Origin of the sequence: Actinoplanes ianthinogenes, assembly GCF_018324205.1 — a bacterium.
Lineage (GTDB): Bacteria > Actinomycetota > Actinomycetes > Mycobacteriales > Micromonosporaceae > Actinoplanes > Actinoplanes ianthinogenes.
This window is the reverse complement of sequence record NZ_AP023356.1, coordinates 8,031,633-8,050,254: the sequence shown is the minus strand read 5'-3', so window position 1 is coordinate 8,050,254 and position 18,622 is coordinate 8,031,633. Positions and strand designations below refer to the sequence as shown.

Here is an 18,622-nt window from a genome sequence, read left to right as displayed (position 1 = left end):
CCGGGCTGAAGGGCCGCGGTCCCGCGCGGGTCGGGACCAAAGTCCCCTTCTGGTGTTCACTGGGGTCATGCGAGAGTCGCGAGCGGGACTGGCCGATGTCGCCCGGCAAGCCGGCGTCTCCCCGGCCACCGCGTCCCGGGTGCTGACCGGCTCCGGTCCGGCCTCGGCCACCAGCCGCGCGGCCGTGCTGGCCGCCGCCGAGCGGCTCGGCTACCGGCCGCACCCGGTGGCACGGCAACTGGCCAGCGGCTCCGGGACCCGGGTCGTCTTCGCGGTCCGCGACGAGCGCGCGGACATCCTGCGGGACCCGTTCGTCACGCGAGCCACGACCGCCATCGCGACCGCCCTCTGTCCGGACGGTCTGGGCGTCTCGGTACGCCACCTGGGCCTGGAGTGCGCCGCCGACCTGGACGAGCTGGCCACCGACCGGGGCCTGGCCGCGCTGGTCCTGGCCGGGCACGACCGCGCGCTGCTCGACGCCCTGCCGCCGCGCCTGCGCGGCCGGACGGCCGTGATCGGGGCGGGCGGGACCGACGTCGACAGCGCCGCGGGCGTCGGGGCGCTGCTCTCCCATCTGTATGTCATCGGCCGCCGCCGGATAGCGTTGATCTCCGGCCCGGCGTGGCTGGCGGCGTCGGCGGCGCCGGTCGCGGCCTACCGGGAGCTGACCCGGTCGGCGGGACTGCCGGCCCGGGTGGTGCGGGGCGACTTCACCAGCGACCGCGGGCGCGCCGCGGCACGGGCGATCCTGCGCCGCTGGCCGGACACCGACGCGATCGCCACGGTCAGCGACGCCACCGCGCTCGGCGCCCTCCAGGCGCTCGCCGCGCTCGGCATCCAGGTGCCCGACGACGTCGCCGTGACCGGTTTCGACGATGTCCCGCTCGCGGGCGCCGTGCATCCGGCGCTCTCCACCGCCACCCACCCGGTCGAGGAGATCGCCGCCGCGGCCGCCCGGAGAGCACTCGGGGAGGTGGTGCCCACGACGCTGTTCCCCAGCTCCCCGGTCTTGCGGGCCACGGCCTGACCGAGGCTTGCGGTGAAAGCGCTTCCACGGCTTAGCGTGCGGGCATGCCGGAGATTCGCCCCTACCGCCCGGCCGACCTGGCCGCGGTCTACGACATCTGTGTCCGCACCGCCGACGCCGGCGAGGACGCTCGCGGGCACTATTTCACCGACGACCTGATGGGCGACCTGTTCGCCGGTCCCTACGTGCACCTGGAGCCGGAGCTCGCGTTCGTGCTGGACGACGGCGGGGACGCGGTGGGTTACGTGGTCGGGACCGCGGACACCCCCCGGTTCGTGAAGCGCTACCGGGACGAGTGGATCCCGCTGATCGGCGACAAGTACGCCGAGCCGCCACCCCCGCCGCGCACGGCCGAGCAGGACATGGTGGCGCTGCACTTCTGGCCGGAGCGGATGATCGTCCCGGAGCTGGCGGACTGGCCGGCGCACCTGCACATCGACCTGCTCCCGCCCTACCAGGGGCGCGGGTTCGGGCGGCAGCTGATCGCGGCGTTCGGGCGGGCGGCGGCCGCGGCCGGGGCGCCTCGGGTGCACCTCGGGATGCTGACGGCGAACGTTCGCGCCCGCGGGTTCTACGACCGGCTCGGCTTCACCGTGCTGCCGGTGCCGGATCCGGGTCCGCTGACCTACCTGGGCAAAGACCTGCCCTGACGGTGGTGCAGCGGGCACGCACGTGCCCGCTCCACACCGATGTGACGGGTTACTCCGGGATCTCCGTGACCGGCGGGACCTCGCGCAGGTGGCGGTTGTGGCGCGGCTCCTGCTTGGTCTTCGAGTCGTTGAGGCGGCGGCGCAGGTCGTCGCGGACGTCCATGACCGCCGCGTGCAGGTCCTCCTCCGAGGACGTGGTCACGATCTTCTCGCGGCCGCCGATCCAGCACTCCAGCGTCACCTTCTGGCCGCGGGCATCGCGGTCCTTCACCGTGATCTCCAGCTCGGTGGCGTCGGCGTGGAACGCGGCGAGCCGGGCGTCGAGCGGACCGAACTGCTCGGCGAGCCAGTTGCGGTCGCCCTGCGAGAAACCGGCGCCGACCCGCAGGCACTCCTGCACGGTGGCCGGGTTCGCGACTGCGCTCATCAGAACCTCCTGCATCCGGTGAAAAACGGGACACCCTCCCTCTACCCCGTCCTTCGATCTTGAATCCGGCCCGGGACGCCGATCACCGATCCGGGATCAGCAGTGCATCCGGTCGAGCAGCCGCAGACCGGTTTCGATCACGTCGTCGGCGGACCAGTCCAGGGCCGGCGCCAGCACGCTGATCTCGGCCATCGCATGCCCGGGCAGCTCGGTGTGCTGCCAGCCCCCGGCGAACCACACCCTCTCCTGCTCGGCGAACGTCAGCACCGCCTCGTTGAGCCGGCCCGCGGGATGCGGCAGCCACAACCGGAACTGGTTGGTGTGCGGTGGCTGCGGCACCACGATCGCCCCCGGCAGCTTGGCCAGCGCCGCCGCCACGGTCCGGGCGTGGCGCACGTAGTCCGGGATCCTCGGCAGCTCCCGGTCGAGGCCGTCGAGCGCGGACAGCACCGCCGGCCACTGCTGGAACAGCTGCCCGCCGTGCCGATGCCGCCAGGCCCGCGCATACGCCGCGAAGGCCTCGGTCCCGGCGACGGCCGCGCCGCTCAGGCCGCCGAGCGTCTTGTAGAACGAGACGTACGTCGAGTCCGCCAGCCCCGCGATCTCCGCGAGGTCCCGTCCCAGGTACGGCGCCGACTCCCACAACCGCGCCCCGTCGAGGTGCACCCGGGCGCCCACCGCCCGCGCCGCCTCGGCCGCCGAGACCAGGTCAGCCCAGGCCGGCAGCACGAACCCGGCGTCCCGCAGCGGCAGCTCGAACACCACGGTCCCGACCGGCTCGTCGAGCGCCGTGATCTCGGCCGCCGTCGGATTGCGCGGCGCCGTGGTGGGGTGGACGGACCGCAGTCCGGTCAGGTCGGCATAGGCCCGGCGCTCGTGCACCTCCTGGTGCCCGAGCGGGTGCAGCGCCACCGCCCGCCGGCCGGTGACCTCCGCGCCGTACCGGAGGGCCACCTGCTGTGCCATCGTCCCGGTCGGGAAATGGACCGCGGCCGGGGTCCCGAGCAGTCCCGCGACCCGCTCCTCGAGCTCGGTGACCAGTCCGTCGCCGTAGTAGTCCGGCATCAGCTCCGGCCCGGCCACCGCGGTCAGCTCGGCCAGCCGCTCCCGCACCGTCACCGGCCGCACCCCGGACAGCAGCCGCTCACACCCCCGCATCGCGGCGATCCGCCGCGCTCGCACATCGTCAGCCACCGCACGATGATCGCAGAAAAATGCCCGGAGACTTCCGGGCCACTTTCTTGTACGATCGTACTTGTACGAACGTACAAGATGAGGTGCATAGCAGTGCCGTACGTCCTTCTCGCTCTCGCCATCGGGAGTGAACTCTTCGCCACCAGCATGATGAAAGCCACCGACGGCTTCAGCCGGCTCTGGCCCTCGCTGGCCGTCATCGCCGGTTACGCCATCTCGTTCATCGCCCTGTCGCACGCGATCAAGGGCGGCATCCAGGTCGGCATCGCCTACGCCATCTGGTCGGCGGTCGGCACCGCCGCGATCGTGGTGATCGGGGCGGTGTTCCTCGACGAGCCGGTCACCCTGATTAAGGTGGGCGGCATCGTCCTGATCATTGCCGGAGTCGTGATGCTGAACCTGACCGGCGCGGAGGCGCATTGACCGAGCGCCGCACCCAGCGCGCCCGCGATCCCGAGGCGCGCCGCGCCGCACTCGCCGTGGCGACCATGGAGGTCATCGCGGAGTCCGGGGTCGGCCGGACCACGCACCGGGCGGTCGCCGCCCGGGCCGGGCTGCCGCTCGGCGCGACCACCTACTACTTCCCGACCCTCGACGATCTGATCGCGGCCGGTCTGCGGCACGCCTGCGACGCGATGCGCGCCGACCTGGACGAGTGGGCGGCCCGGCTGGCCGCCGCGCCCGACCTGCCGGCCGAGCTGACCACGCTGACCGGCGAATATCTGGCCGACCGGCGACAGGTCCGGATCGAGTACGAGTTGTGTGTGGCCGCGGCGCGCGACGCCGCGTTGCGGCCACTCGCCGAGACCTGGATGGACGGCCTGCCGGAGATCCTGGAGCCGTCGATCGGCGCGGCGGCCGCCCGGGACGTCTGCGCGCTGCTGGACGGGATCATCATGCGCGCCCTGGTCACCGAGAGCGAGCTCGACGAGCCCGGCCTGACCGCCGCGATCCGCCGCCTGATCCGGGCCGACTGACCCGCGACGATGCATCCTTTCGGTACGCGCGGAGCGCCCCGCTGTGGCGTACCGAAAATCGGGTCTTGCTCGTCAGACCTTGCCGAGCAGCGAGCGGACTCCCTCGACGTAGATCTGCTGGTTCACGCTGCCGACCAGGATGCGCTGCAAGATGTAGCCCTGGATCAGCCCGAAGATGGCGGCGCCGACGCCGAACGCGTCGGCGTCGGCCGGCAGCTGCCCGGAGTCCTTGGCGCGCTCCGCGATCCGCACCATCCGCTCCCGGATCCGGCCGTAGACGTCCCGCACCACCTCGGCGACCTCGTCGTCATGGGTGGCCTCGCCCCACACCTGCACCGCGATCCGCACCGTCTGGTCGGCGGCGAGCGTCGCCTCCACCTGGCTGATCACCTGGTCCAGGAAGACCGGCAGCGGCGGCATCGGATCGAGCGTCAGCAGGTGGTCGAGGATCCCGGTGACCTCGCTGATCTTGGTGCCGGCGATCGCCATGATCAGCTCGTTCTTGCTCTTGAAGTAGCGATAGAACGCGCCTACCGAGAGATCGGCCTCCTTGATCACGTCCTGCATCGACGTCTGGTGGAAGCCGTTGCGGGTGAAGCAGCGCACCGCCGCATCGAGGATCTGCTGGCGGCGGGCGGCGAGGTGGGCTTCCGAGACGCGGGGCACCCACCCAGCCTACCGCCAAAACGAACGGTCGTTCCGGGTCAGCGCACCAGGCGCATCCGGCCGGCCTGGTACACCGCCATGCCGGCCGCGTCCAGTTCGAGCGTGGCCGCCGGGAAGTCCCCGCTGATCCGCAGCCGCTGCGGGCTGACCAGGTGGTACGTCACCGTGCCGGGCACCACGGTCAGCGACGGGACCTGCACCCGGACGGCCGGGACGCTGACCGGGCCGGACTTCACGGTCAGGCCGAGGCGGCGGACGGCCCAGGAGACGAAGATCGGGGACTCGGCGAGGCGCAGCACCGCCGCCGGGTCGAGCGCGTCGAGCTGATCGGTGCCGGCGAACGGCAGGTCACCGGCGTCGCCGGAGTGGTCCGCCCGGCAGCTCCAGCCGGAGACGGAACGGCCCAGCCGCAGCTCCCGGCTCCAGCCGTCGCCGTGCGTGGTGACGTGCAGCGACTCGACCTCGGAGGCGGCGGACAGCTCGGCCTGCCAGGTCAGCGTGTAGGGACGCTTGCCCGCGACGATCGCCGACCCGCTCGGCCGTGCGCCCCGCGGGAAGACCAGTTCGGTGCCGACGATGTCGGTCCGCTGCCAGGTCAACGGGGTCGACGGCAGGTCGGCGCGAGGCCGTTCCGCCAAGGCCGGTCCCCGTGCGCCGGTCGTGGTCATAGCGCCTCCTTTGCCGCTGTCCGATCCCCCATGTTCGCATTGTGCAAACGGTGGCATCGGCGAATCCACCCCTGTCAGGTGGTCCTGGTACAACCTTCGGTTAACGGACGGCCTCGATACGGGCTCGTGACCCGAGACGGCCGCCGGTGTGTCGCACACCATACGGCCGGTCCCGGGCGGCCGGATCGGCGGGCCCACCCTCCAAGATCAAATCTGGTCAGGTGAGGCGGAAGACGGACACCACGGCGCCGCAGCAGAGCAGGGTGAGCAGCGCGAACGAGGCCAGCACGGCGAGCACCGAGCGGGCCGGCGGCGGCTCGGCGCGGGCTGGCGGGGGCTCAGCACTGACCGGCAGCGGCTCGGCGCCGGCCTGCGGCGGCTCGGCGCCGGCCTGCGGCGGCTCGGCGCCGGCCTGCGGCGGCTCGGCGTGGGCCGGCAGCTCGGCGACGACCGGGTCGAGGACCAGGGTCGGCTCCGGATCGGCCCGCGCCCGGGGAATCGCGACCAGGTGCCGGTGGACCGCCGCCCGGCGCACGGGACGGTGGCGGGGAATGGCGACGAGATGCCGCCGAACCGGCTCCACCTGGTCAGCTTGACCACCGCACCGTGTCCTCGTCGATGTGCTCCGTGTGCCAACCGCGTGAACAAAAGGCCCGGCATCGCTGCCGGGCCTCGATCGCCAACCACCTCACAGGCTTTTCATCATGTCCTCGAAGCTCTCGGTCAGCGCGAACGGATCCACCACCGTCGCCGGCTCGCGCCGCTCCAGCTCGCGGGCCAGCTCCCCGGCCGCCCGCTCGATCCGGCCGCGCAGCGGGCCCTCCACCGAGTTCGCGCCCCAGTCGTCGCTGGCCGCGAAGACCGCGGTCGGCAGCACCGTCGCGCGCAGGTAGGCGAAGAGCGGCCGCAGCGCGTGCTCCAGCACCAGCGAGTGACGGGCGGTGCCGGCCGTCGCCGCGAGCAGCACCGGCTTGTCGGCCAGCGCGTCCTTGTCCAGCACGTCGAAGAACGACTTGAACAGGCCGCTGTAGCTGGCGCTGAACACCGGGGTCACCACGATCAGGGCGTCGGCGGCGGCCACCGCGTCCTGCGCCCGCTTCAGCGCGGTCGCCGGGAACCCGGTCAGCATGTGGTCGGTGATCTCGTGGGCCAGGTCGCGGAGCTCGAGAACCTGGACGTCGACGGTGACGCCGAGCTCGGCGGCGGCCCGCCCGGCCGCCGCGGACAGCTGGTCCGCGAGCAGGCGGGTGGACGACGGCTGGCTCAGGCCCGCGCTGAGCACGACGAGCTTGCGCTGCTTCATGCCTGCACCTCTTCCTTGACCTCGGCCTCGATCGCGGCGTCGCGAGCGGCCAGCAGGGACGCGTGGGTCGGAGCGTCCGGCACGTGGGCCGGCTTGCGGGCCGCGAACTCCTTGCGCAGCACCGGCACCACCTCGGCGCCGAGCAGGTCGAGCTGCTCCAGCACCGTCTTCAGCGGCAGGCCGGCGTGGTCCAGCAGGAACAGCTGGCGCTGGTAGTCGCCGACGTACTCGCGGAAGCCCAGCGTGCGGTCGATGACCTGCTGCGGGCTGCCGACGGTCAGCGGCGTCTCGCGGGTGAAGTCCTCCAGCGACGGGCCGTGGCCGTAGACCGGGGCGTTGTCGAAGTAGGGCCGGAACTCCTTCACCGCGTCCTGGCTGTTCTTGCGCATGAACACCTGACCGCCGAGGCCGACGTAGGCCTGGTCGGCGGAGCCGTGTCCGTAGTGCTCGAACCGCTCCCGGTAGAGCCCGACCATCCGCTGGGTGTGCGAGGCCGGCCAGAAGATGTGGTTGGCGAAGAAGCCGTCACCGTAGAACGCGGCCTGCTCGGCGATCTGCGGGCTGCGGATCGAGCCGTGCCAGACGAACGGCGGGATGTCGTCGAGCGGGCGCGGCGTCGAGGTGAAGGACTGGAGCGGCGTGCGGAACTTGCCCTCCCAGTCGACCACGTGCTCGCGCCACAGCTTGTGCAGCAGCGCGTAGTTCTCGATCGCCAGCGGGATGCCGGCCCGGATGTCCTTGCCGAACCACGGGTAGACCGGACCGGTGTTGCCGCGGCCGAGCATCAGGTCGACGCGGCCGTCCGCGAGGTGCTGGAGCATCGCGAAGTCCTCGGCGATCTTCACCGGGTCGTTCGTGGTGATCAGCGTGGTCGCGGTGCTGAGCTGCAACGTCGTGGTCTGCGCGGCGATGTAGGCCAGGGTGGTGGTCGGCGACGACGAGAAGAACGGCTCGTTGTGGTGCTCGCCGAGCGCGAACACGTCGAGGCCGACCTCCTCCGCGTGCTTCGCGATCGTGACGATGTCCTTGATGCGCTCGGCCTCGGTCGGGGTCTTCCCGGTGGTCGGGTCGGTGGTGATGTCGCTGACGCTGAAGATGCCGAATTGCATGACCCGCTCCTGAAACCTCCGGCCGGGGCTTGTCGTCCCGGACTGCCCCGCACAACGCTGTTGACTCCGCAACTATTTCAGATTCAAACAACTTGGGCTGCGGCGGGGGTCACACCTCGGAACCCTCAGGTCAGGAAGAACCAGAGAGCCTCGGAACCCTCAGGTCAGGAAGAACCAGAGGGCGGAGGTCAGCCAGATGCCGGCCAGGGCGGTGAAGACCAGGCCGCCGGCCAGTGGGAGGACCCAGGGGCGGCCGCTGTCCGGCTGGCTGATGATCAGCATCTTGGCCACGAAGGCGCCGTAGAACAGGCAGCCGAGCAGGGAGTGGGCCAGCACCCGGGGGCTGTCGAAACCGAAACCCAGGGCGTAGAGGCAGTGGACCGCGACGGGCAGGGAGAGGACGACGGCGAGGCGGCCGCTCCAGCGGTGCAGGGCCGGGGTCCAGGACGTGGCCGGGAGACGGCCGTACAGGGCGAGGGCGGAGACCAGCTGGACCACGGCGAGGACGACGACGGCGCTGGTCAGCCCGGCCTTGATGACGATCGGGCGGCCGAGGGCGTCGAACATCGACAGGGCCGACGGGTGATGCAGGCGGCCGTAGACGCCGAGACCCACGGCGACGCCGACGCCGGCCACCGCGGGCAGCCAGACCAGCGGCCGCCGGGCGGTCACCGGCGCCGTCACGTCAGAACCCCGTGCCACTGTCGGCGTCGACCGCGTCGACCGGGACCCGGGTGCCGTCGACGGTGGTGGTGCGGTTGGTGACGTCGAGCTCGGGGGCCGGGCCGATCGCCTTGCCGTTGGTGAGGACGCCGACCTGGCGGCCGTCGGGCAGGACGATCCAGGAGCCCTCGACCTTGGCACCGCGCACCCGGGCGGAGGCGCGGTAGAGCCCGGACGGCTTCGTGACCGTCCGCAGCGTGAAGCCGTGGGTCTTGCCGAGGATGGTGAGGTCGCCCGCGGCGCTGCGCGCGTCGAACGTCCCGACGATCTTGGCGCCGTTCTTGCCGGTGAGCCGCAGTCGCCCGTTCTGCGCGGTGCCCCGGAGCCAGGCCTCGACCCTGTCGCCGTCGCAGACGTAGGCGATCGCCTTGCCGTCCCGGATGGACAGCGCCAGGGTGCCGGCGTCGTCCTGGACGTAACCGGCCAGGGTCACCCGGATCCCGGCCGGGGCGGTGGTGGCGGCGCTGGTCGCGACCGGGTCGGTGGGCGGCAGGGTGGCGTTCTGGCCGGCGGCGGCCGGCTCGGTGGTGACCGCCGGGGCGCTGGTCACGCCGATCACGGTGGCCGCGCGGTCGGCACGCTCGCCGGCGGCGCGGTAGACGTTGACGCCGATCAGCGCGGCGGCGATCAGCAGGACCACGCCGAGGGTGACCAGGGGGCCGCGCCGCCAGCCGCCCGAACCGGCGCCCTCCGACGGGGCCGTCGGCGGCCGGGGCGGGGGCGTGACGCCGGGGCGCAGGCGGGTCTCGCGCACCTCGGCCGGCGGGGGCCCGCTGCCGAACTGGCCGGCCCACAGCCCCACATGGTCGGCTCCGCCGGGCGGAGCACCACCGGGCGGAGCACCGCCGGCAGCCGGCCCGGCGCTGGCCCAGCTCCCGGCGGCCGGCCATCGCCAGGCGCCGCCGGGAGCGGGCTCGGGCTCGCCGCCCGCCGGCGGGCCGGACCCCGCCCCACGCAGAGTGGTCTGCCGCGAGACAGGTGTCTGTCCGGGCGACGAAGCCGCGGCAGCGGCGGCGCCGGAGGTGGCGGCACCGGACGCGGCGGCACCGGACGCGGCGGCACCGGGGAACGCTGCCGTGGCCGGGCCGCCGGTGGGCACCGGGATACCGCCGCCGAGGGCGCCGGAATCGACCAGGGTCCGCAGGTAGGAGGCCAGGCGGCGGGCGGTGGGACGCTCCCGCGCATCCGGGTGCAGGCACGACCGGGCCGGGCCGGCGAGCTCCTCCGGCAGCGCCTCCGGGGCGCCCTGGATGTCCCCGGTGACCAGCTCGACCAGCAGCACGCCGAGCGAGAACACGTCGGCGGCCGCGGTCGGGGCCGCGCCGCGCCAGATCTCCGGCGCGGTGTAGCCGGGTGTCCCGCCGGCCACCCCGCGATCGGCGTCGAGCAGCAGGACGGCGACACCGAAGTCGGTCACCCGGGCCACGGGCGGGTCGGTATCGCGTACCAGAAGCAGGTTTTCGGGTTTGAGGTCGAGATGGACGACGCCCTGGGCGTGGGCGGCCGCGACCGCGGAGGCCACCTGCGCCATGATCGCGGCGGTCTCCGCCGCACCCAGCCGGCCACCCCGGTCGATCAGGTGGCGGCGCAGGTCGGGACCGTCCACGAAGTCCATCAGCAGGGCCACGGTGCCGCCCTCGACGACCAGGTCGCGCAGGCCGACGATGCAGGGATGGTCGAGGTCGCGCAGGGCGGCCTCCTCGCGCAGGAAGAGCTCGCGGACCCGGCGGTCGCCGGCCAGCTCGGGGCGCAGCAGCTTGGCCGCGAGTGGTGGCCCACCGGAGCGCCGGGTGGCCCGCCGGACCACCGCGAGAGCGCCGCGCCCGATCTCCTCGTGCAGCAGATATTCCCGGCCGAGCGCTTCCTGATCGGCCATCCCAGCACCCTTTCACACAATGATCAAAAGCACGGGAAGACCGATGGTGATCCGCCCGGTAATTGATCTGATTCGCTCTCCGATTTCCGTTGATCGATTTTGACTCAGCCTTCCCGGACTGCCATTGTCGTCACAGGAGAGCTGTCACCGCAAACACCCTTCAATGGGTGTGGATGATACCGGGGATCAACCATCAAGAGATGACCATGGTCGATCTCCGGCGGATTTCCGAGGCCGTTCCCGAGGGAGCTGACCATGGGCGTCGACCACCACCCGTCCGCCGCCGCCGTGCTCTCCGCCGCCGCCGACGTCCAGCACGCCCTCAACGGCCTGGCCGCCTGGCTGCGCCGCCAGCCCGGGATGACCACCGTCAAGCCGAGCTTCTACCTGGTCCGCAAGGATCTCGGCCTGAGCGTCGAGTGGTACGTCAGCGGCCATCACCCGGCCAGCGGCTTCGACCTGGAATACCGCCTGGAGCTCGGATACCGCACCGGCGAGTGGCTGATCACGGCGTGCGCGTGCGGTGCCGGGCGGGATCCGAACGGCAGCGAGCGGCTGCTCGCGCTCCCGGACCGGTATGCCGTCACGGACCGGGAGTTCGTCGAGGAGCTGGACGCCGCCTGCCGGACGCTGATCGACCACCGCGCCAAGGTCTTCGACCTGTTCCGCACCGGATATGTGGCGCGGAGAGCCGACGGGGACTGACCCGTCTCAGGAACTCAGCGCGGTGAGCAGCTCGACGGCGGGCCCGTCCACGGACCGGGCCGTGGCGCTCAGCGCCACCACCCCCACCCCGGCCGCCGGATCGAACCCGACGAACGACGTGAACCCGCCGGTCCCCCCGTTGTGGAAATACTGCCGCCGCTCATCGGTGAGCCGCCGCGACATCCACCCCAGGTGCGCGCTCAGGAACGGATTGGCCCGCTCCTCCACCGACAGCGCCAACTGAACACTCTCGGACAATGGCGACTCCCCCAGATGCCCCCGCACGAACCGCACCAGATCATCCGCGGTGGACCGCAATCCGCCCGCCCCCACCAGCGCGTTCAGATGCCACGGCGCGGCGGCCCGGCCATTGCGCCGATGCCCCTGCACGGTCGAGCCGGCCGCGTCCGTACCGGAAAGCCGCAGCAGTGACCCGAGCTCTGCCGCAACCAATGCGGAATAGTCGAGCCCGGCGTGGCGCGTCAGCGCCAGCCCCAGCAATCCCACCCCGAAATTGGAGTAGCGGACCTTCCCGGCCGACCGCATCCGGGTCCGGGCCAGCGCTCGCAGCAGGAAATCCGCCGAACATTCCGCATACGGATCCGGTTTGCCCGGCCGCAGCAGCGCGCCGAGCAGCATCCCGGTCGGCAGCCGGGGCAACCCGGAGGTGTGCGTCGCCAGCTGCCGCAACGTGATCCCGCACCCGTCCGGCACCGGCAGGAAGTCCCCGAGCGGATCATCGAGGCGCACCGCACCGGCCTGCACCCGCCGCGCCAGGACGAGCGAGGTGAACACCTTGGTCACCGAGCCGATCTCGAACCGCGTCGTCCCGTCCATCCCGGCCGACCCGCGCACCGCGACCTCGTCCCCCGAGATGGCGGCCACCACCACGCCCGGTCGCTTCGGCTCCAGCTTCGCCACGGTCCGTGCGGCCAACTCAGCAAGATCACTCATACGCCCATCATGCTCAGCGGGCACAAACCGGTTGCCGGGCCGCGCCGGGAGCGGATAGATCTGGAGGCATGGCGAAACTTGACGATCCGGGATTGTTCGGGCGGCAGTGGGCGGCGCACTACGACAGTCCCGCGTTACCCGACCCGGAGCAGGCCGTGGCGTTCCTCGCCGGGCTCGCCGGCGACGGCCCGGTGCTGGAGCTGGCCATCGGCTCCGGGCGGGTGGCGCTGCCGCTCGCGGCGCGCGGCGTGCCGGTCGACGGGATCGAGGCGTCCCCCGAGATGGTCGAGCTGATGCGCGGCAAGCCGGGCGGGGACAAGATCGCCGTGGTCGTCGGCGACATGGCCGACGTCGCGGTCCGCGGGCCCTATCCGCTGGTCTACCTGGTCTTCAACACCCTGTTCAACCTGACCTCCGCGGGCCGGCAGGAGGACCTGTTCGTCAACGTGGCCCGGGTCCTGGCGCCCGGCGGCCGCTTCGTGGTCGAGGCGTTCGTGCCCGATCCGGCGGCGTTCGACCGGGACGAGCAGCAGGTGCAGGTGCAGTCGGTCACCGAGGAGGCGGTGACGGTGCGGCTGCATCAGTACGACCGGGCCGCGCAGACCTTCGTCCGGCAGACGCTCACGTTCACCGACGGCGGGGTGCGGCTGCGACCGTTCGGCATGCGGTACCAGTGGCCGGAGCAGATCGACGCGATGGCGACCGCCGCCGGCCTGGTGCTGGAGGACCGGTTCGCCACCTGGGACCGGGCGCCGTTCGGTCCGGGGAGCACCGACCACATCAGCGTGTATCGGAAGCGGCCTGAATGATGTCCCACTCCCCGTTGTGGATCAGGTAGCCGCGCCCGGGCCCGAGTCGCACCGGGGCCCGGCGCGGCAGCGTCACCCCGAGCAGATCCCCGTCGAGGTCGATGTTCGGCCGCGGACGGCCCCCGCCCCACCACCCAGCGCCCCGGCGGCAGCGGAAACGCCCGCCCCGCTTGCAACCCGGCGACCTGCACCATCTCGTAGGGTGGCGGAATGGGCGGACCGGAACGCGGTGGCGGCCCCACCTCCAGCACCGCGCCCTCGTGCAGGCCGGAGTCCTCGATCGCCGTCGAGGTCTCCACCGGGTGCCCGTCGACGCCGGCGATGCCGGGGTCGCGGACGCCGAGCGTACGGAAAAGATCCGCCAGCGTGGCCTCGCGGCTGCGTGGCCGCACCTCGATCTCGCGTCCCCCGGGCGCGCAGACGATGTGCATGCGGCCAGGCCAACCAGTTTAATTGATCGTTTGGATGTTGATCTCTGGCCTGTGGACAACTCGTGAAGGAGACGGCATGGCACGGCTGATCTGCACGGGGATCATCTCGCTCGACGGCTACATCAACGACGAGCAGGGCAACTTCGACTGGAGCGCGCCGGACGAGGAGGTCCACTCGTTCGTCAACGATCTGGAGCGGCCGATCGGCACCTATCTGTACGGCCGCCGGCTCTACGAGGTGATGCGCTTCTGGGCGGACCCGCACACCGGCCCGGACCCGTCGCCCGCGGTCCTCGACTACGCCCGGATCTGGCAGGCCGCCGAGAAGGTCGTCTACTCCACGTCCCTGGAGTCCGCCGACACGCCCCGGACCCGGATCGAGCGGGCCTTCGACCCGAAAGCGGTGCAGTCCCTGAAGGACACCGCCGACCGGGACCTGAGCATCGGCGGCCCGCACCTGGCCGCGCACGCCTTCCGGGCCGGCCTGGTCGACGAGGTGCAGCTGTTCGTCTCGCCGGTCGCGGTCGGCGGCGGCACCCGCTTCCTGCCCGGCGGCGTACGCCTCGACCTCAAGCTGGCCGAGCAGCTCCGCTTCGCCAACGGCGTGGTCTACCTGCGTTATCAGGCCGCCTGACAAAGGGATCGCCGGCCCGGGGACGGCCCGGGCCGGCGATCAGGGAGTCAGTACGTCAGCGGCCCTGGATGGCCTTCACGTTGTCACCGAAGGTCCAGCTCTTCGAGCCGTCCCAGTTGATCGACCAGGTCATCAGGCCCTTGATCGACGGGACCGAGTTGTACGCCTGGGTGACCAGCGACGGCGCCATGTAGCCGCCACCGGCGCCGGACTGCGCGGGCAGGCCCGGCACCTGCTTGTCGTACGGAATCTTGACCGTCACGCCCTGGATCGTGAGCCCGTTGTTCAGGCACTGGGTCTGCACGGTGAAGCCCTGCACGGTCCCCGCCGAGTACGAGTCACCGGAGCAGCCGTACATCGAGCCGTTGTAGTACTGCATGTTCAGCCACCACAACCGGCCGTTGTCCAGGTACTTCTTGATGATCGGCAGGTACGAGCCCCAGATCGACCCGTAGGTCACGCTGCCACCGGTCACGTACGCCGTCTCCGGCGCCATGGTGAGACCGAAGTTCGACGGCATCTGGGCGAGCACCCCGTCGATGATCCGGATCAGGTTCGACTGCGAGGCGGAGAGCGTGTTGATGTTGCCGCTGCCGGAGAGCCCGGTCTCGATGTCGATGTCGATGCCGTCGAAGTTGTACGCCTTCAGGATCGGCACGATGGTGGCGACGAACTTGTCGGCGACCGCGCTGGAGCTCAGGTCGATGCCGGCCGCCGCGCCGCCGATCGACATCAGGATCGTGGCGCCCTGCGCCTTGGCCGCGCAGATCTCCGCGGCGGTCGGCACCTTGACGCCGGCGTCCATCCCGTTCTCCCAGAGGACCGTGCCGTCCGAGCGGATCACCGGGAACGCGGCCATCAGCACGTTGTAACCGTGCTGGGTGATCCGGCTGTCGTTGATCGGGATCCAGCCGAGGCCGGGGTGCACGCCGTTGGATGCGCCGTCCCAGTTCTCCCAGTAGCCCTGCAGCACCTTGCCGGCCGGGCGGCCCTTGGTCGCGCAGGTCCCGCCGGTCGCGGTGGGGGTCGGGGTGGGCGAGGTGGTCGGCGAGACGGTGGGGGACGCCGTCGGCGAGGCGGTCGGCGACGCCGTGGTGGCGGTCGGCGTCGGCGTGGTGCCGCCGGTGCACGCGCCCAGGTCCTTCCACAGGGTCGGGGTGGCCGCCGGGTTCCAGCCGGTCCCGGCATAGGCCGTGTGCGTGACCAGTGCCTGGTAGAGCTTGGACTGGTAGGTCACCTGCTGCCCGGCGGTGTAGGTGACGCCTTCCGCCCAGACCGTGGCGGAGCAGGCGACCGCGGCCTCACCCGTCGCGGCGAACGCCACGGCCGACCCCAGTGCCACCCCCACCCCGGCGACCAGTGCCAGCACCTGGCGGCGAACACGCATGGGAACTCCTCGACAGTGAAGAACGTGAAGGTGACCTGTGACACCAGATGATGTCCCTCACGTTCACAAATATCAAGGGTTCTTAACAGTCCCTTATGCAAGTTTCTTAACAGTTATCGGGAGGCCGACGAAAGTTCCGAACGGCTGCAACGCCTCCTCCGCGCTCGCCCAGTCCGCGGCGGTGAACTCGACAAGCGGCGAGACCAGCACGGACACCGCTTTCTTGCCCAGCGTCCGCTTCCAGACGGCCATCACCCGGCCGTCGCGGACCAGCGTCGACTGGAACACCCCGTTGCCGCCCGGGACGATGCTCGTGAGCATCTCCGGGGTGGCCATCATCGACCGGTCCTTGTAACCCAGCATGTACTCGTCGAAGCCGGGCAGTGCCCACCAGCCGCGCACCGGGCCGGCGTCGAGGACCGCCGGATCGGCCCACATCTCCACGCCGTCGACGTCCACCTTTTCCAGGCCGGCGGCCGCGATGCCGGCCCGGACGTCCTTCATCGGCAGGCTCGTCCAGCCGGCGAAGTCCTTGGCGGTGGTCGGGCCGTGCCCGCGGAAGTAGCGATGCGCCAGGATGCCGAGCGCCTCCTCGTGCGACGGCGAGTTCCGCGTGTCCGCCCACTCGTCCAGCAGCACGAACGTCTGCTCGGCGCCCTCGTTGGGAGCGATGGCTGTCACGCCGCGCTGACTCGCGTACCACAGAAGGTGGTAGCCCAGCTGACCGCTCACCGCGACGCCGCCCTCGTTGATCGCGGCCACGCAGGCCGATCGCGTGAGGCGGCCGCCGCCCGTCAGGGCGGCCCCGAGGATGTCGGCGGCCTTGTCCGCGTCGCTTTCCGAGAGCCCGAGCATCTCGCGGCGTTTCGCCGCGCCGGCCAGCATCCGCACGCCGGTCAGCTCGAGCATCCAGTGCGCGTCGGCGGACGGGATCAGGTGCACGGTGCCGCGCATCGGCCAGGTCCGGATCACGTCGCGACGCTCGGTCTCGGCGACGATCTCCTCCCGGGTGCGGCCGGGCAGCCGCGCGCCGAGCGACCACAGCACGCTGTTGAGATCCTGCGCCTGCATGGCGCCGAACCACTCGGTGATCCCGAGAACCGAGTCCCGGACGACGTCACCCAGGAGAAGGCTGTGCATGCGAAGGCTCAGTGCCGTGTCGGTGTCCACGGCACTGAGCCTAGAAGCAGGGTCCGACAGAAATCAGCGGCCGCGGGCGGCCCGGTACCTCTTGATCAGCGTGTTCGTCGACGAGTCGGCGTCGTCGGCCGGCGCGTCCGCCGCGGTCAGTTTCGGCGCGAGCTGGTTGGCCATCACCTTGCCCAGCTCGACACCCCACTGGTCGAACGAGTTGATCTCCCAGATCACGCCCTGGGTGAACGTGATGTGCTCGTAGAGCGCGACGAGCTGCCCGAACACGGCCGGGGTCAGCTTGTCCGCGAGGATCGTCGTGGTCGGGTGGTTGCCCTGCATCACCCGGTGCGGCGCGACGGCCGGCTTGGTGCCCTCGGCCTGCACCTCCTCCAGCGTCCGGCCGAAGGCGAGCGCCCCGGTCTGCGCCAGGAAGTTCGACATGAACAGGTCGTGCATCTCGCCGATGTCGTGGTTCGGCCGGCTGAAGCCGATGAAGTCGGCCGGGATCAGCTTCGTCCCCTGGTGGATCAGCTGGTAGAACGCGTGCTGCCCGTTGGTGCCGGGCTCGCCCCAGAAGACCTCGCCGGTCTGGTAGGTGACCGGCTCGCCGGAGAGCCGCACCGACTTGCCGTTGCTCTCCATGGTCAGCTGCTGGAGGTAGGCGGCGAAGCGGTGCAGGTACTGCGCGTACGGCAGGACCGCGTGCGACTGGGCGCCGAGGAATGTGTCGTACCAGACGTTGAGCAGGCCGAGCAGGGCCGGCACGTTGCGCTCGATCGGGGTGTTCTTGAAGTGCTCGTCGACGGCGTGGTAGCCGGCGAGCATCTCGGCGAACTGCTCCTTGCCGATCGAGATCATGACGGACAGGCCGACCGCGGAGGGCAGCGAGTAGCGGCCGCCCACCCAGTCCCAGAAGCCGAACATGTTGTCGGTGTCGATGCCGAATGCGGCGACTTTCTCGGCATTGGTGCTGACCGCGACGAAGTGCTTGGCGACGGCGGCGTCGTCGCTGAGCGAGGCGAGAAGCCATTTCCGCGCCTCGGTCGCGTTGGTCAGCGTCTCCTGCGTGGTGAACGTCTTCGACACCACGATGAACAGCGTGGAGGCGGGGTCGAGGTCGCGCGTCTTCTCGTACAGATCGGTGGGGTCGATGTTGGAGACGAACCGGCACTCGATGTCCCGCTGCGCGTAATCCTTCAGCGCCTCGTAGGCCATCACCGGCCCCAGGTCGGAGCCACCGATGCCGATGTTGACCACGGTCTTGATCCGCTGACCGGTGTGCCCGACCCACTCGCCCGAGCGCACCTTGTCGGCGAACGCGCCCATCCGGTCCAGGACGGCGTGCACGTCGGCCACCACGTCCTGGCCGTCGACGACGAGCGACGCCGACCGCGGCAGGCGCAGCGCGGTGTGCAGCACGGCGCGGTCCTCGGTGATGTTGATGTGCTCACCGGCGAACATCGCGGCGATCCGCTCGCTCAGCTTCGCCCGGCCGGCCAGCGCGAACAGCGCCGACAGGACCTCGTCGGTGACCAGATTCTTGCTGTAGTCGACATACAGGCCGGCGACCTCGGCCGCGTAGCGCTCGCCGCGCTGCGGGTCGCTGCCGAACAGGTCACGCAGGTGGACCGCCGAGAACTTCTCCGCGTGGCCCTGAAGCGCCTGCCACTCGGCGCTGTCGGAAACGTGTTCGCTCATCTCTCCCACTCCGAACCGGGACACTCGCACACTTCGCCCATCGTGGCACGTACCGCTGCCGGACGCCTGGGGTCTCACCGACGACCCACAGATTGATCACGGAGCCGTCACCGCACCCACCGCGAGATTAGTCGCATGACGACGACCACCCGCCAGCGCGTCCCCTTGGTCCCACTGCTACCGGCGACTGCGGTTCTGTACCTTTGGGACCTGCCGGCGCTTGTACGATCCGCGGGTGATCATGCGATGG

The 18,622-nt window shown here is 71.2% G+C and carries 20 protein-coding genes; 7 read left to right on the top strand and 13 right to left on the bottom strand.

Features of this window, described 5'->3' with window-relative positions; all coding sequences use genetic code 11:
• Positions 1-67 precede the first annotated feature (67 nt).
• Both Aiant_RS36235 and Aiant_RS36230 read left to right on the top strand, forming a co-directional pair.
• Entirely contained in the window at positions 68-1,027 is a 960-nt protein-coding gene (locus Aiant_RS36235) for a LacI family DNA-binding transcriptional regulator (protein ID WP_189331742.1), read from the top strand.
• Between the two features lie 44 nt (positions 1,028-1,071).
• Positions 1,072-1,677 (top strand): GNAT family N-acetyltransferase, encoded by a 606-nt coding sequence (locus Aiant_RS36230; protein WP_189331743.1) that lies wholly within the window; start codon positions 1,072-1,074, stop codon positions 1,675-1,677.
• A gap of 49 nt (positions 1,678-1,726) precedes the next feature.
• On the opposite strand, the gene Aiant_RS36225 is transcribed toward Aiant_RS36230, so the two are convergent.
• Together Aiant_RS36225 and Aiant_RS36220 are read right to left on the bottom strand one after the other, a co-directional pair.
• Complete coding sequence (locus Aiant_RS36225) at positions 1,727-2,104, bottom strand: HPF/RaiA family ribosome-associated protein (RefSeq protein ID WP_189331744.1); 378 nt, start codon at positions 2,102-2,104, stop codon at positions 1,727-1,729.
• A gap of 96 nt (positions 2,105-2,200) precedes the next feature.
• Positions 2,201-3,298 (bottom strand): threonine aldolase family protein, encoded by a 1,098-nt coding sequence (locus tag Aiant_RS36220; RefSeq protein WP_212846612.1) that lies wholly within the window; start codon positions 3,296-3,298, stop codon positions 2,201-2,203.
• Positions 3,299-3,391: 93 nt separating this feature from the next.
• On the opposite strand from Aiant_RS36220, the gene Aiant_RS36215 reads away from it, so the two are divergent.
• Complete coding sequence (locus Aiant_RS36215) at positions 3,392-3,721, top strand: DMT family transporter (protein WP_189331745.1); 330 nt, start codon at positions 3,392-3,394, stop codon at positions 3,719-3,721.
• Complete coding sequence (locus Aiant_RS36210; RefSeq protein ID WP_189331746.1) at positions 3,718-4,275, top strand: TetR/AcrR family transcriptional regulator; 558 nt, start codon at positions 3,718-3,720, stop codon at positions 4,273-4,275. The genes Aiant_RS36215 and Aiant_RS36210 overlap by 4 nt, the downstream gene beginning before the upstream one ends.
• Positions 4,276-4,347: 72 nt before the next feature.
• Here Aiant_RS36210 and Aiant_RS36205 read toward each other — a convergent pair whose 3' ends face one another.
• The 7 genes from Aiant_RS36205 to Aiant_RS36175 form a co-directional block, all read right to left on the bottom strand.
• The gene (locus tag Aiant_RS36205) at positions 4,348-4,941 is read right to left on the bottom strand and encodes a TetR/AcrR family transcriptional regulator (RefSeq protein WP_189331747.1); all 594 of its coding nucleotides are present in this window, start codon (positions 4,939-4,941) and stop codon (positions 4,348-4,350) included.
• Between the two features lie 38 nt (positions 4,942-4,979).
• Entirely contained in the window at positions 4,980-5,609 is a 630-nt protein-coding gene (locus Aiant_RS36200; RefSeq protein WP_189331748.1) for a putative glycolipid-binding domain-containing protein, read from the bottom strand.
• Between the two features lie 217 nt (positions 5,610-5,826).
• Positions 5,827-6,192, bottom strand: a complete 366-nt coding sequence (locus tag Aiant_RS36195) for a hypothetical protein (RefSeq protein ID WP_189331749.1) — start codon at positions 6,190-6,192, stop codon at positions 5,827-5,829.
• A 105-nt stretch (positions 6,193-6,297) separates the two neighbouring features.
• Positions 6,298-6,912, bottom strand: coding sequence for an FMN reductase (locus Aiant_RS36190; protein WP_189331750.1), 615 nt, complete (start codon positions 6,910-6,912; stop codon positions 6,298-6,300).
• Entirely contained in the window at positions 6,909-8,021 is a 1,113-nt protein-coding gene (locus Aiant_RS36185; RefSeq protein WP_189331751.1) for an LLM class flavin-dependent oxidoreductase, read from the bottom strand. The genes Aiant_RS36190 and Aiant_RS36185 overlap by 4 nt, the downstream gene beginning before the upstream one ends.
• A gap of 159 nt (positions 8,022-8,180) precedes the next feature.
• Entirely contained in the window at positions 8,181-8,705 is a 525-nt protein-coding gene (locus Aiant_RS36180; protein ID WP_189331752.1) for a DUF6529 family protein, read from the bottom strand.
• 1 nt (position 8,706) lies between these two features.
• A complete protein-coding gene (locus Aiant_RS36175; protein WP_189331753.1) occupies positions 8,707-10,620 on the bottom strand; it encodes a serine/threonine-protein kinase in 1,914 nt (637 codons plus the stop codon).
• A 255-nt stretch (positions 10,621-10,875) separates the two neighbouring features.
• Between Aiant_RS36175 and Aiant_RS36170 the strand changes: the two genes are divergently transcribed.
• Positions 10,876-11,325, top strand: coding sequence for a hypothetical protein (locus Aiant_RS36170; protein ID WP_189331754.1), 450 nt, complete (start codon positions 10,876-10,878; stop codon positions 11,323-11,325).
• Between the two features lie 6 nt (positions 11,326-11,331).
• Here the strand turns inward: Aiant_RS36170 and Aiant_RS36165 are convergent, their stop codons facing one another.
• Positions 11,332-12,279, bottom strand: a complete 948-nt coding sequence (locus Aiant_RS36165) for a serine hydrolase domain-containing protein (protein ID WP_189331755.1) — start codon at positions 12,277-12,279, stop codon at positions 11,332-11,334.
• Between the two features lie 68 nt (positions 12,280-12,347).
• On the opposite strand from Aiant_RS36165, the gene Aiant_RS36160 reads away from it, so the two are divergent.
• Both Aiant_RS36160 and Aiant_RS36155 read left to right on the top strand, forming a co-directional pair.
• A complete protein-coding gene (locus Aiant_RS36160) occupies positions 12,348-13,088 on the top strand; it encodes a class I SAM-dependent methyltransferase (protein ID WP_189331756.1) in 741 nt (246 codons plus the stop codon).
• Positions 13,089-13,595: 507 nt separating this feature from the next.
• Positions 13,596-14,153: a dihydrofolate reductase family protein gene (locus tag Aiant_RS36155; protein ID WP_189331757.1), complete on the top strand. Its 558-nt coding sequence runs from the start codon at positions 13,596-13,598 to the stop codon at positions 14,151-14,153.
• A 55-nt stretch (positions 14,154-14,208) separates the two neighbouring features.
• Here the strand turns inward: Aiant_RS36155 and Aiant_RS36150 are convergent, their stop codons facing one another.
• From Aiant_RS36150 to pgi, 3 genes are all read right to left on the bottom strand, one after another.
• On the bottom strand, positions 14,209-15,540 hold the full coding sequence (locus Aiant_RS36150; protein WP_189331758.1) for a carbohydrate-binding protein: 1,332 nt from the start codon (positions 15,538-15,540) through the stop codon (positions 14,209-14,211).
• Positions 15,541-15,633: 93 nt separating this feature from the next.
• A complete protein-coding gene (locus Aiant_RS36145) occupies positions 15,634-16,680 on the bottom strand; it encodes a winged helix DNA-binding domain-containing protein (RefSeq protein ID WP_189331872.1) in 1,047 nt (348 codons plus the stop codon).
• Positions 16,681-16,743: 63 nt separating this feature from the next.
• Positions 16,744-18,372 carry a glucose-6-phosphate isomerase gene (pgi, locus tag Aiant_RS36140; RefSeq protein ID WP_189331759.1) on the bottom strand — a complete coding sequence of 543 codons (1,629 nt, stop codon included), beginning with the start codon at positions 18,370-18,372 and terminating at the stop codon, positions 16,744-16,746.
• Positions 18,373-18,622 lie beyond the last annotated feature (250 nt).

What these genes read in the sequence shown, in the direction of transcription:
- Aiant_RS36235 (WP_189331742.1), top strand. Translation starts at nt 68, where the DNA reads ATGCGAGAGTCGCGAGCGGGACTGGCCGATGTCGCCCGGCAAGCCGGC.
- Aiant_RS36230 (WP_189331743.1), top strand. Translation starts at nt 1,072, where the DNA reads ATGCCGGAGATTCGCCCCTACCGCCCGGCCGACCTGGCCGCGGTCTAC.
- Aiant_RS36225 (WP_189331744.1), bottom strand. Translation starts at nt 2,104, where the DNA reads ATGAGCGCAGTCGCGAACCCGGCCACCGTGCAGGAGTGCCTGCGGGTC.
- Aiant_RS36200 (WP_189331748.1), bottom strand. Translation starts at nt 5,609, where the DNA reads ATGACCACGACCGGCGCACGGGGACCGGCCTTGGCGGAACGGCCTCGC.
- Aiant_RS36190 (WP_189331750.1), bottom strand. Translation starts at nt 6,912, where the DNA reads ATGAAGCAGCGCAAGCTCGTCGTGCTCAGCGCGGGCCTGAGCCAGCCG.
- Aiant_RS36185 (WP_189331751.1), bottom strand. Translation starts at nt 8,021, where the DNA reads ATGCAATTCGGCATCTTCAGCGTCAGCGACATCACCACCGACCCGACC.
- Aiant_RS36175 (WP_189331753.1), bottom strand. Translation starts at nt 10,620, where the DNA reads ATGGCCGATCAGGAAGCGCTCGGCCGGGAATATCTGCTGCACGAGGAG.
- Aiant_RS36170 (WP_189331754.1), top strand. Translation starts at nt 10,876, where the DNA reads ATGGGCGTCGACCACCACCCGTCCGCCGCCGCCGTGCTCTCCGCCGCC.
- Aiant_RS36165 (WP_189331755.1), bottom strand. Translation starts at nt 12,279, where the DNA reads ATGAGTGATCTTGCTGAGTTGGCCGCACGGACCGTGGCGAAGCTGGAG.
- Aiant_RS36160 (WP_189331756.1), top strand. Translation starts at nt 12,348, where the DNA reads ATGGCGAAACTTGACGATCCGGGATTGTTCGGGCGGCAGTGGGCGGCG.
- Aiant_RS36155 (WP_189331757.1), top strand. Translation starts at nt 13,596, where the DNA reads ATGGCACGGCTGATCTGCACGGGGATCATCTCGCTCGACGGCTACATC.
- Aiant_RS36150 (WP_189331758.1), bottom strand. Translation starts at nt 15,540, where the DNA reads ATGCGTGTTCGCCGCCAGGTGCTGGCACTGGTCGCCGGGGTGGGGGTG.
- Aiant_RS36145 (WP_189331872.1), bottom strand. Translation starts at nt 16,680, where the DNA reads ATGCACAGCCTTCTCCTGGGTGACGTCGTCCGGGACTCGGTTCTCGGG.
- pgi (WP_189331759.1), bottom strand. Translation starts at nt 18,372, where the DNA reads ATGAGCGAACACGTTTCCGACAGCGCCGAGTGGCAGGCGCTTCAGGGC.